The organism is Mesorhizobium sp. M2A.F.Ca.ET.037.01.1.1, from assembly GCF_003998075.1.
Lineage (GTDB): Bacteria > Pseudomonadota > Alphaproteobacteria > Rhizobiales > Rhizobiaceae > Mesorhizobium.
The window spans coordinates 1-10947 of the sequence record NZ_RZSA01000101.1 but is presented as its reverse complement, the minus strand read 5'-3'; the positions used below and the strand labels follow the sequence as shown (position 1 = coordinate 10947).

10 protein-coding genes are annotated in these 10947 nt (G+C 64.0%); 4 read left to right on the top strand and 6 right to left on the bottom strand.

Going from position 1 to position 10947, the window contains the following annotated elements; genetic code table 11:
* Window positions 1–53: 53 nt before the first annotated feature.
* Together EOA27_RS07855 and EOA27_RS07850 are read left to right on the top strand one after the other, a co-directional pair.
* A complete protein-coding gene (locus EOA27_RS07855; RefSeq protein WP_126079680.1) occupies window positions 54–728 on the top strand; it encodes an amino acid ABC transporter permease in 675 nt (224 codons plus the stop codon).
* Between the two features lie 51 nt (window positions 729–779).
* Window positions 780–2066: a cysteine desulfurase-like protein gene (locus EOA27_RS07850; protein WP_127255861.1), complete on the top strand. Its 1287-nt coding sequence runs from the start codon at window positions 780–782 to the stop codon at window positions 2064–2066.
* Between the two features lie 224 nt (window positions 2067–2290).
* On the opposite strand, the gene EOA27_RS07845 is transcribed toward EOA27_RS07850, so the two are convergent.
* The 5 genes from EOA27_RS07845 to EOA27_RS07825 are packed head-to-tail and all read right to left on the bottom strand — an operon-like array spanning window position 2291 to window position 7529.
* Complete coding sequence (locus EOA27_RS07845; protein WP_126079682.1) at window positions 2291–3115, bottom strand: dipeptide ABC transporter ATP-binding protein; 825 nt, start codon at window positions 3113–3115, stop codon at window positions 2291–2293.
* Complete coding sequence (locus tag EOA27_RS07840; protein WP_126079683.1) at window positions 3112–3963, bottom strand: ABC transporter ATP-binding protein; 852 nt, start codon at window positions 3961–3963, stop codon at window positions 3112–3114. Before EOA27_RS07840 ends, EOA27_RS07845 begins: the two co-directional genes overlap by 4 nt.
* Window positions 3963–4871: an ABC transporter permease subunit gene (locus EOA27_RS07835; protein ID WP_126079684.1), complete on the bottom strand. Its 909-nt coding sequence runs from the start codon at window positions 4869–4871 to the stop codon at window positions 3963–3965. Before EOA27_RS07835 ends, EOA27_RS07840 begins: the two co-directional genes overlap by 1 nt.
* Window positions 4872–5879, bottom strand: a complete 1008-nt coding sequence (locus EOA27_RS07830) for an ABC transporter permease subunit (protein ID WP_126079685.1) — start codon at window positions 5877–5879, stop codon at window positions 4872–4874.
* 51 nt (window positions 5880–5930) lie between these two features.
* Window positions 5931–7529: an ABC transporter substrate-binding protein gene (locus EOA27_RS07825; protein WP_126079686.1), complete on the bottom strand. Its 1599-nt coding sequence runs from the start codon at window positions 7527–7529 to the stop codon at window positions 5931–5933.
* Between the two features lie 459 nt (window positions 7530–7988).
* On the opposite strand from EOA27_RS07825, the gene EOA27_RS07820 reads away from it, so the two are divergent.
* Both EOA27_RS07820 and EOA27_RS07815 read left to right on the top strand, forming a co-directional pair.
* Window positions 7989–9929: a long-chain fatty acid--CoA ligase gene (locus EOA27_RS07820; protein ID WP_126079687.1), complete on the top strand. Its 1941-nt coding sequence runs from the start codon at window positions 7989–7991 to the stop codon at window positions 9927–9929.
* Window positions 9930–10000: 71 nt separating this feature from the next.
* A complete protein-coding gene (locus EOA27_RS07815; RefSeq protein ID WP_126083590.1) occupies window positions 10001–10633 on the top strand; it encodes a 50S ribosomal protein L11 methyltransferase in 633 nt (210 codons plus the stop codon).
* On the opposite strand, the gene EOA27_RS07810 is transcribed toward EOA27_RS07815, so the two are convergent.
* On the bottom strand, window positions 10630–10947 hold a 318-nt coding region (locus EOA27_RS07810), incomplete at its 5' end, for an HAD-IA family hydrolase (RefSeq protein WP_145970289.1). The genes EOA27_RS07815 and EOA27_RS07810 overlap by 4 nt on opposite strands.

Genomic DNA, 10947 nt, shown 5'->3' with positions numbered 1-10947 from the left:
GTCCGGGTCCTGTCAGGGCATCGCATGACGCAACACGGTCCGGGAACGCTCCCATGTCGCTGATCGACACCTTCTTCAATCCCGAGGTCATTGCGTCGAGTTTGCCGGCGCTGCTGCGCGGCTTCCTCAACACGCTGCTGCTGGGGATCATGAGCATCGTCATCGGCATCGCGGTGGGGCTGGCGATCAGCCTGCTGCGGCTCTACGGACCGAAGCCGCTGCGGTGGCTGGCCATCGGCTATACCGACATCTTCCGCGCCCTGCCGGTGCTGGTGGTGCTGATCCTGATCTATTACGCCCTGCCCTTCCTCGGCATCCGCCTGTCATCCTGGGCATCGGCCGTGACTGCGTTCGCCATCATCATGTCGGCCTATTCGGCCGAGGTTTTCCGCTCCGGCATCGAAAGCATTCCGAAGGGCCAGTTCGAGGCGGCGCAGGCGCTCGGCCTCCCCTTCATGCTCACCTTGCGCAAGGTGGTGCTGCCGCAGGCGATCCGCGTGGTCATCCCGCCGATGACCAGCAACTGCGTCTCGATGTTCAAGGATACCTCGCTCGCCTCGACGGTGGCGCTGCCGGAACTTCTGAAGGAAGCGACCAACGCGCAATCGCTCTACGCCAACCCCTCGCCGCTGATCGGGGCCGCGTTGGTCTACCTCATCTTCCTCTGGCCGATGGTGCGCCTCGTCAGCCTGCTCGAGCGCCGCTTCAAGGACGAGAAAGCGCGCTGACCGCCATCGATACCCGTCCCCCCGCCCAAGTCCCTCGCAGGAGCCTGCCCCGTGAACAAGCATCAGACCGACAGCACCAGCGCCGCCTTCCCGGTCGAAAAGATCCGCGCCATGTTTCCCGCCTTGCAGCGGGCCGGCGATTTCATCTTCATGGACAATGCCGCGGGCGCCCAGATCCCGCAAAGCGTGCTCGATGCGGTGACCAACCATCTGGTGTCGCACAATGTGCAGCGCGGCGGCCGCTATGGCCGCAGCGTCACCGTCGACCAGTCGGTCGCGACGGCGCGCGAGAGCGTCGCGCTCCTGATCAACGCCTACAGCCCGTCCGAAATCTGCTTCGGCATGAACGCGACCTCGTTCATCCGCCTGGTCAGCCTCGGCATCGGCCAGATGCTCGCCAAGGACGCGGATGGGGGACGCGACGAGATCATCGTCACCGACATGGATCACGACGCCAACATCGCCACCTGGTTGGCGCTGGAGCCGGCCGGCGCGAAGTTCAAATGGTGGCGCATGCGCGAGGACGGCAATCTGCATGTCGATGACCTCAAGCCGCTGGTGTCGGAGCGCACCCGCCTCGTCGCCTGCACGGTGACGGCGCATTCGATCGGCTCGATCGTCGACGTCGCCTCGGTGGCCAGGATCGCGCATGCGGCGGGCGCCGAAGTGTTCCTCGACTGCGTGCATTACGGACCGCACGGGCTGATGGACGTGCAGGCCTGGGACTGCGACTATCTCGTGTGCTCCGGCTACAAGAATTTCTCGCCGCATATGGGCTTCCTGTGGGGCCACTTCGACACGCTGAAGCGGCTGCCGACCTTCCGCGAGGATTTCATTCCCGACGAACCGCCCTACAAGGTCGAGGCCGGCACCTTCATCTACGAGAACGTGTCGGGCATGGACGCGGCGGTGCGCTACCTGGAATCGATCGGCCGCAATTTCCTGCCCGAGAACAACCGCTCGCGCCGCGACAACATCGTCGCCGGCATGAACGCCATCCGTGACTACGAGCTGGTGCTGGCGCGCGAGATGATGAAGGTGCTGAAGGACTGCAATGCCACGATCTACGGCGTCGCCGACGAGGCGCGCATCACCGAGCGCGTGCCGACCTTCTGCTTCAATATCGGCAAGCTTTCGCCGCAGCGGATCGTCGAGGAGATGGCGGCCATGCAGATCGGCATCCGCGACGGCCACATGTATGCGCCGCGGCTGATGAAGCGGCTCAACCTGTCGATGGACAGCGGCGCGATCCGCGCCTCGCTTGTGCACTACAACACGGTGGAGGAAGTGCACAAATTCGGTGAGGCGCTGCGGGCGATCATCGCGAAGTTGTCGTGATCCCGACCACCTCCGCGTCGTCATCCAAGGAGCGAAGCGACGCGCGCAGACCCGAGGATCCATTCCGTGACGTCGATGCGTTGCCACGGTGCAGAACTCTGCTCCGCTGCGTTTGTGACCTGGGTAACGGCATGGATTCTAGGGTCTGCGCGCTGCTTCGCAGCGCTCCGCCCTAGGATGACGACCTCTGGGGTCACCGCCCTCTGGGACAGCGACCTGTGGCCCTAAGCCGCTTTCTTCGCAAGCCTCGCCTTGATGCTGGCGATGTCGGCGCGGGGCGTCGCGGCGAACAGCGTCTTGGTATAGGCATGCTTGGGGTCGGAGAAGACCTCGTCGCGCGGACCGTATTCGACCGCTTCGCCGAAATACATCACCATCACATCGTCGGCGATGTAGCGCACCACCGAGAGGTCGTGGCTGATGAAGACGTAGGTCAGTTGGAACTCGTCCTGCAGGTCGGCGAGCAGGTTGAGCACCTGCGCCTGCACTGAAAGGTCGAGCGCCGAGACCGGCTCGTCCAGCACCAGGAGGCTCGGGTTCAGCATCAGCGCGCGGGCGATGGCGATGCGCTGGCGCTGGCCGCCCGAGAACATGTGCGGATAGCGGTTGTAGTGCTCGGGTCCGAGGCCGACCTTCTTAAGCATTTTCATCGCCAGGTCGCGCCGTTCCTCGGCCGGCTTGTCAGTGTTGATGAGGAGCGGCTCGCCAAGCACGTCGCCGATCTTCTGGCGCGGGTTGAGCGAGCCGTAAGGGTTCTGGAACACGATCTGCACCTTGCGGCGCATCTCCTTGGTGAGCCCGTCCCTGGCGATGTCGACCTTGTTGCCGTCGATGAACAGCTCGCCTGACGTCGCCGGATCGATGAGCGTGATGATGCGGGCGAGCGTGGACTTGCCGCAACCGCTCTCGCCGACGATCGCCAGCGTCTTGCCCTTCTCGACGCTGAAGGAAACGCCCTTCACCGCATGCACGGTGCGCGCGCCGCGGAACAGGCCGCCGCCGACATGGTAGTCGCGCTTGATGTCCTTGCCCTCGACGACCTTGGTCATGCGCCGGCTCCTGAAGGCGCGGCCTCGAACAGCATGTCCGTGACGGTCGGCAGCCGGTCGCCGACGGCGTTTTCCGGCAGCGCCGAGAGCAGCGCGCGCGTGTAGTTGCTCTTCGGCGATTCAAACAGCGACAGCACGTCGGCCTCTTCCATCTTGCGGCCCTTGTACTGGACGATGACGCGGTCGGCGGTTTCGGCCACCACGCCCATATTGTGAGTAATCATGATCAGGCCCATGCTGTATTTGGCCTGCAGCGAGACCAGCAGATCGAGGATCTGTTTCTGGATGGTGACGTCGAGCGCGGTGGTCGGCTCGTCGGCGATCAGGAGCTTCGGATTGCAGGCGATCGCCATCGCGATCATGACGCGCTGGCACTGGCCGCCCGACATCTGGTGCGGGAAGGAGTTCAGCCGGTCGGCGGGATCCGGGATGCCGACCTGCTTGAAGAGCTCGATGGCGCGTGCCCGGCGCTGGGCCTTGTCCATGCCCATATGGAAGCGCAGCACTTCCTCGATCTGGAAGCCGACGGTGAAGCAGGGATTGAGGCTGGCAACCGGCTCCTGGAAGATCATGGCGACGTCCTTGCCGATGATCTTGCGGCGGTCGGCCGGGCTGATCTTCAACAGGTCGCGGCCGTTGAAATTCATGCGGTCGGCGGTGACGGTCGCCGTCCATGGTAGGAGGCCCATCACGGCCAGCATCGACACCGATTTGCCGGAGCCGGATTCGCCGACGATGGCGAGCACCTCGCGCTCGTCGACATGGAGCGAGACGCCGTCGACGGCGCGGAACGGACCCGACGCGGTCTGGAATTCGACGACGAGGTTCTGGATGTCGAGCAGCGCCATCACGACCTCCTGAGCTTGGGATCAAGCGCATCGCGCAGGCCGTCGCCGATCAGGTTGATGGCAAGCACGGTGATGAGGATGGCGAGGCCGGGGAAGGTGACCACCCACCAGGCGCGCAGGATGAACTCGCGCGCCGAGGCAAGCATGGTGCCCCATTCCGGCGTCGGCGGCTGCGCGCCGAGACCGAGGAAGCCGAGCGCGGCCGCTTCGAGGATGGCGTTGGAGAAGGACAGCGTGCCCTGGACGATCAGCGGCGCCAGGCAGTTGGGCAATATGGTGGCGAGCATCAGCCTGAGATGGCCGGCGCCGGCGACTTTCGCCGCCACGACATATTCTCGGCTCTTCTCAGCCATCACGGCGGCGCGCACCAGGCGGGCGAAATGCGGCTGCAGGACGAGCGCGATCGCCAGCATGGCGTTGAACAGGCCGGGCCCGAGGATCGTCACCAGCACCAGCGCCAGCAGCAGCGACGGGAAGGCCAGGATCAGGTCCATGACGCGCATGATCGCGACGTCGACCCAGCCGCGGAAATAGCCGGCGAGCAGGCCGAGCGTGATGCCGCCAGTGAGCGCCAGCGTGACCACCACCGCGCCGATCAGCAGCGAGAAGCGTGCGCCATAGAGCAGGCGCGAGAGGATGTCGCGGCCGACCGGATCGGTGCCGAGCAGATATTGCGTCGAGCCGCCTGCCTGCCAGGCGGGCGGCCTGAGGAACGCGGTCTTGTCCTGCACGTCGGGCGCATAGGGCGCGAGCAGCGGTGCGAAGAGGGCCGCCAGCACCAAAAGGATGAACACGAACAGGCCGATGACGGCGCCGCGGTTCACCGAGAAATAGTGCCAGAAGGTTTTTAGCCCGGTGAGGCGATCCGGACTTCCGGCGGCCATCGGAGCGATTTCGGTCTGGGTCATTTATGCCGCCCTGATGCGTGGGTTGATGACGGCATAGAGCACATCGACGATGAGGTTCACCGCCATGACGATGAGCGCGATCAAAAGCAGGCCCGACTGCACGACGACATAGTCGCGCTTGAAGATGGAATCGACCATCCATTTGCCGATGCCCGGCCAGGCGAAGATGGTCTCGGTGAGGATGGCGCCGGCCAGCAGCGTGCCGACCTGCAGGCCGATGGTGGTGACGACCGGGATCAGCGCGTTGCGCAGCGCATGCACGCCGATGACGCGCGCCCCCGAAAGGCCTTTGGCGCGGGCGGTGCGGACATAGTCCTCGCCCAGCACCTCGAGCATCGCCGAGCGCGTCTGGCGCGCGATCACCGCCAGCGGAATGGTGCCGAGCACGATCGCCGGCAGGACGAGGTGGCTAAGCGCGGAGCGGAACGCGTCCCACTTGCCGTGGAGCAGGCTGTCGATGGTCATGAAGCCGGTGATCGGCTTGAAGAAAAACTGCAGGCCGATGCGGCCCGAGACCGGCGTCCAGCCGAGATAGCCGGAAAAGAAGATGATGAGCAAAAGGCCCCACCAAAAGATCGGCATCGAATAGCCGACAAGGGCCGTGCCCATCAGCGACTGGTCGAACCATGAGCCGCGCTTGACGGCGGCGAAGATGCCGGCGGGGATGCCGATCACCATGGCGAAGATCATGGCGAAGAAGGAGAGTTCCAGCGTCGCCGGGAAGAGCGTCTTGAACTCCTCGAGCACTGGGCGCTTGGACGAGATGGAAACGCCGAAATCGCCGGTGGCGACCTCACCGACATAGCGCGCATACTGCTCCCAGATCGGCAGATTGTAGCCGAACTGTTGCTTGAGCTCTTCATAGCGGGCGGGGGCGACGCCATGCTCGCCGGCCATGGCCAGGATCGGATCGCCGGGCAGCAGCCGGACAAAGGCGAAGGCACAGATGGTGATACCGACCAAAGTCGGGATCAGGAGGGCGATTTTGTTGAGAAGATATCGGAGCATCGTCAAATGGAGCGGGGCGGCGCTGGAATTAGCGCCGCCCCGTTCGCAATATTATTCGGCCTTGTCAACGCCGTCGAAGCGGTGAATGCCGAGCGGGTCCATCTTAAAGCCGCTGACATTGTTGCGAACGACCGCGTAGACCTGGCTGTGAGCCAGCAGGAAAGCCGGAGCCTGCTTGGCGAAGATCACCTGCGCCTGCTCATAGAGCTTGGTGCGCTCGGCCTGGTCGCTGGTCTTCTTGGCCTTCTGGATCAGGTCCTCGAAGTCCTTGTCGCACCAGCTGGAGTAGTTCGAGACGCCGACGGCGGAGCAGGCGAAGAGAGTGGCGAAGAAGTTGTCCGGATCGCCATTGTCGCCGGTCCAGCCGATCTGGAAGGCGCCCGGACGGTCCTTCTTCTTGCCTTCCTCGCGATACTTCGTCCATTCGTAGTTGACGATGGTCGCCTTGACGCCGACCTTGGCCCAGTCGGCCTGGATCAGCTCGGCGGCGCGTTGGAAGTTCGGGTTATACGGGCGAACGCGGTCGGAAGCCCAGAGCTGGATTTCCTTCAAGCCGGCAGCCTCGAGCACCTTCTTGGCCTCATCCGGATTGTAGGCGTCGGTCTTCACGTCCTTGTCCCACGACCACATGGTCGGCGGGATGAGGTTTTCGGCCGGTGTGGCGCCGGCATCCTGGAACAGCGACTTGATCAGCGCCTCCCGGTCGATCGCCTGGTTGAGCGCGTGGCGCACTTCCGGCTTGTCGAGCGGCGGGATCGTGGTGTTGTAGCTCATATAGCCGATGTTGAGGCCGGCCTGATCCATCAAGGTCACGTCCTTGTTGGCCTTGATGGTGGCGATGTCGGCCGGATTCGGATACGGAGCCACGTCGCACTCGCCGGCCAGCACCTTCTGGATGCGGGCGGTCGCGTCAGGCGTGATGGCGAAGACCAGATCGTCGATCTTTTCCTTGCCCTTGAAATAATCCGGATTGGCCGCATAGCGGATGACGGCGTCGAGCTGGTAGTCGACGAACTGAAACGGACCGGTGCCGATCGGCTTGGTCGAGAAGTCGGCCATCTTGCCGTCCTTCTCGAGCTGATCGGCATATTCCTTCGACACGATCGAGGCGAAGTCCATGCCGAGATTGGCCAGCATCGGCGCGTTCGGCTCGGTCAGCGTCAGCTTGACGGTGAGGTCGTCGACCTTCTCCCACTTGGCGACATATTTCGGCATGTCCATGCCGGTGTAATAGTCCCAGGTGAGGTTCGGCAGATACTTGTCGCCGTTCCACGGGTTCTGCTTGTTGAACTGGCGATCGAAGGAGAAGACGACGTCATCGGCGTTGAGGTCGCGCGTCGGCTTGAAATAATCGGTGGTCTGGAACTTCACACCCGGATGCAGATGGAAAGTGTAGACAAGGCCGTCGTCGGAAATTTCCCATTTGTCGGCAAGACCGGGCTCGATCTCCGTGCCGCCATGCTTGAACTCGACCAGTCGCGAATAGACCGTGCGCGACGAAGCGTCGAAGTCGTTGCCGCCGGTCGTCGTGCCGGGGTCGAAATTGGCCGGCGACGCTTCCGAGCAATAAACGAGCGTCTTGGCACTGGCCATGCCGCTGAGGACGCTTGCAGCCAGCAACGCGGCTGCAAAAGTCATTGTCTTTTTCATTGAGCACTCCCTGATGTTCTCTCAAGCCCCTCTATCAGGCTCGCGAAGGGCGCATATAAGCACCGTTTCTTCGCCTTTGGAACACCTCGTGTGCGTACCCCATGGGAAGCAGGAAAAGAATCTAGATTATGCTCCAATAATAGAAAAAATAAGCATTCTTTTCCGCTCACAACATTATTAACGACGGCATTTTTTTATTGATCGGCTGTCTTGGGGAACGAGCCCGTGAGGCCGCGCCGCCGGACGTCCGCCTGCCCTCCAGGCTGACGCGGGAGGCCATCGAGGAGCGGATTTCGACGGCAAATCTTTCCCCGCCCTGCCGCTGGGGCAAGGCTTGCACGGTCGCAGATAGAGGCAATACATAGATGATGGGCGGGATTTCCCGGAAAATCCGAACCGGCGTGGAGGACGCTTCTTGCGGAAGCGGGCGCCCATATCGAAGGCGACAGGGAGAGACAGGTGGCAAAAGCAGCCAAGACGACAGGGCCGGCGAAAGCAAAAGCCAAGGCCGCTGAAAGCGATGCGCCCAAGGCTGCCAAGGCTGCCGCCGCGCCGAAGGTGAAGACGGCCGCGAAGGCAGCGCCCGCCAAGGCGGCAAGGCCGGCCGCCGCCAAACCCGCAGCGCCAAAGGCCAAGGCGGCAGCCGCGAAATCCACAGAGCCGGCCACCGCCAAATCTGCCTCGAAGGGCTTGCCGAAGGCGATCACCGAACTCACGGTTGGCCTGCCGGAGAAGCCGTGGTTGAAAAGCTATCCGAAGAACATGCCGGCAGAGATCGGCGCCCTGCCCTACAAGTCCATCGGCGAGTTCCTGGTCGGCGCCTGCAAGCAATTCGCCAGGCAGCCGGCCTTCGTGTGCATGGGCAAGTCAATCACTTATGCGGAGCTCGAGCGGCTGTCGGCCGCGTTCGGCGCCTACCTGCAGGCAAGAGGCCTGGAAAAGGGCGCGCGCGTGGCGCTGATGATGCCGAACGTGCTGCAATATCCGGTGGCGATGATGGCGGTGCTCCGCGCCGGCTACACGGTGGTGAATATCAACCCGCTCTACACGCCGCGCGAACTGGAACATCAGTTGAAGGATTCCGGCGCGCAGGCGATCGTCATCCTGGAAAACTTCGCCGGCACGCTGCAGGCGGTCATCGCCAGGACGCCTGTGAAGCATGTCATCGTCGCATCGATGGGCGACATGCTGGGCGGCCTCAAGGGCGCCATCGTCAACCTCGTCGTGCGGCGGGTGAAGAAGATGGTTCCGGCATGGTCGCTGCCCGGCCACGTCAAGTTCAACGCCGTGCTCAAGACCGGCGCGACCATCGCCTTCAAGCCGCCCACGGTCTCCGGCGACGACATCGCCTTCCTGCAATATACGGGCGGCACCACCGGCGTCTCGAAGGGCGCCGTGCTGCTGCATCGCAACGTGCTTTCGAACGTCGCGCAGAACTCGCTATGGGTGGAGGACGCCTATACGGTGAAGCCCAAGCCGGCGCATCAAAACTTCATCTGCGCGCTGCCGCTCTATCATATCTTCGCGCTGACGGTGAATGCACTGATGGGCATGCAGCAGGGCGCGCAGAACGTGCTGATCCCCAACCCGCGCGACATTCCGGGCTTCGTCAAGGAACTGGCGAAATACCCGATGCACATCTTCCCGGGCCTCAACACCCTGTTCAACGCGCTGCTCAACAATGAGGAGTTCCGCAAGCTGGACTTCAAGCCGCTGATCCTGACGCTGGGCGGCGGCATGGCGGTGCAGAAGGGCGTCGCCGAACGCTGGAAGGCGCTGACCGGCTGCCCGGTGAGCGAAGGCTACGGACTGTCCGAAACATCGCCGGTGGCCACCGCCAACAAATTCAGCTCCAGCGACTTCACCGGCACGATCGGCCTGCCGCTGCCTTCGACCGAGATCGCCATCCGCGATGACGACGGCAACAATGTGCCGCTTGGCGAGGTGGGCGAGATATGCATCCGCGGCCCGCAGGTGATGGCCGGCTACTGGAACCGGCCCGACGAGACCGCCAAGGTGATGACCAAGGACGGCTTCTTCAAATCCGGCGACATGGGCTTCATGGACGAGCGCGGCTACACCAAGGTCGTCGACCGCAAGAAGGACATGATCCTGGTCTCCGGCTTCAACGTCTATCCGAACGAACTGGAAGAGGTGGTGGCGCATCACCCTGGCGTGCTGGAAGCGGCCGCGATCGGCGTGCCGGACGAGCATTCCGGCGAAGTGCCTAAATTGTTCGTGGTCAAGAAGGATCCGGCGCTGACCGTCGAGGCGCTGATGGCTTATTGCCGCGAGAACCTGACCGGCTACAAGCGGCCGAGATACATCGAATTCCGCACCGAACTGCCGAAGACGCCGGTCGGCAAGATCCTGCGTCGCGCGCTGCGGGACCAGGCTTGAGCGATAGTGCGGCCAGCCTGAGGCGAGAGCCGGCGAAAGCGCTCGATCGGGCGGAGTTCATCAAGGCGAACATGCGGCTGGCGCCGGTGCCGTCAGTGCCGGAGGTCCGGCTTTATCAGGCGCATCCGGGCAGCGGCCTGCGGCGGCTGCTCGAACCGGAGGACGGTGACGAAGGCGAGGCAGAGCCACAGCCGCCCTACTGGGCCTACGCCTGGGCCGGCGGCGCGGTTCTGGCCCGCTATGTGCTGGACCGCCCGTCGATCGTGGCCGGCAAACGCGTGCTCGATCTCGGCGCCGGCTCGGGGCTGGTCGGCATCGCGGCGGCAAAAGCCGGGACGCGCGCGGTGATCGCAGCGGAGATCGACCGCAACGGGATCGTGGCGCTGAGCCTCAACGCGGAAGCCAATGGCGTCGCCATCCAGATATGCGAGGGGGATGTCACCGACGGTCCGCCGCCGGCGGTCGACTTGGTGCTCGCGGGCGATGTCTTTTACGCGCAGGATGTGGGGCAGCGGATGATGCCGTTCCTCGAACGCTGCCTGGCCGCCGGCATCGACGTGCTGGTCGGTGACCCCGGCCGTGCCTGGCTGCCGAGGTCGCGGCTCTGCCTGCTCGGCGAATACCATGTGCCGGATGTCGGCGGAAACGGCGGCGGCGAGCCGAAGCCAAGCGCGGTGTTCGCGCTTGTGGCCGAACCCGGTTAGCCCGCAGGCACGCTCATCCGCGCGGCAAGGAAATCCGGCAGGTCGGCGACCGAGTCCAGGATGACATCCGCCATCGGCGCCAACGAGTCGCGCGTGCCGGTGCCGGAAAGCACGCCCACCGCCAGGCCGCAGCCGCCGGCGCGCGCCATCTCCAGGTCATGGCGATTGTCGCCGACCATGGCGATCTCGCCCGGCTTCAGCCCGGTCAGATCGCAAAAGGCAATGACGGTGTCCGGCGCCGGCTTCGGGTTGGCCACGGCATCATAGCCGAAGGCGGCGTCGAAAAGCTGCGCGACACCGAGCGTGGCGAGGGT

Bases quoted from the DNA above. Each gene is read 5' to 3' on its own strand.
- EOA27_RS07815 (WP_126083590.1), top strand. From the start codon at position 10,001: ATGCGGCTGGCGCCGGTGCCGTCAGTGCCGGAGGTCCGGCTTTATCAG.
- EOA27_RS07825 (WP_126079686.1), bottom strand. From the start codon at position 7,529: ATGAAAAAGACAATGACTTTTGCAGCCGCGTTGCTGGCTGCAAGCGTC.
- EOA27_RS07835 (WP_126079684.1), bottom strand. From the start codon at position 4,871: ATGACCCAGACCGAAATCGCTCCGATGGCCGCCGGAAGTCCGGATCGC.
- EOA27_RS07855 (WP_126079680.1), top strand. From the start codon at position 54: ATGTCGCTGATCGACACCTTCTTCAATCCCGAGGTCATTGCGTCGAGT.
- EOA27_RS07840 (WP_126079683.1), bottom strand. From the start codon at position 3,963: ATGGCGCTGCTCGACATCCAGAACCTCGTCGTCGAATTCCAGACCGCG.
- EOA27_RS07845 (WP_126079682.1), bottom strand. From the start codon at position 3,115: ATGACCAAGGTCGTCGAGGGCAAGGACATCAAGCGCGACTACCATGTC.
- EOA27_RS07830 (WP_126079685.1), bottom strand. From the start codon at position 5,879: ATGCTCCGATATCTTCTCAACAAAATCGCCCTCCTGATCCCGACTTTG.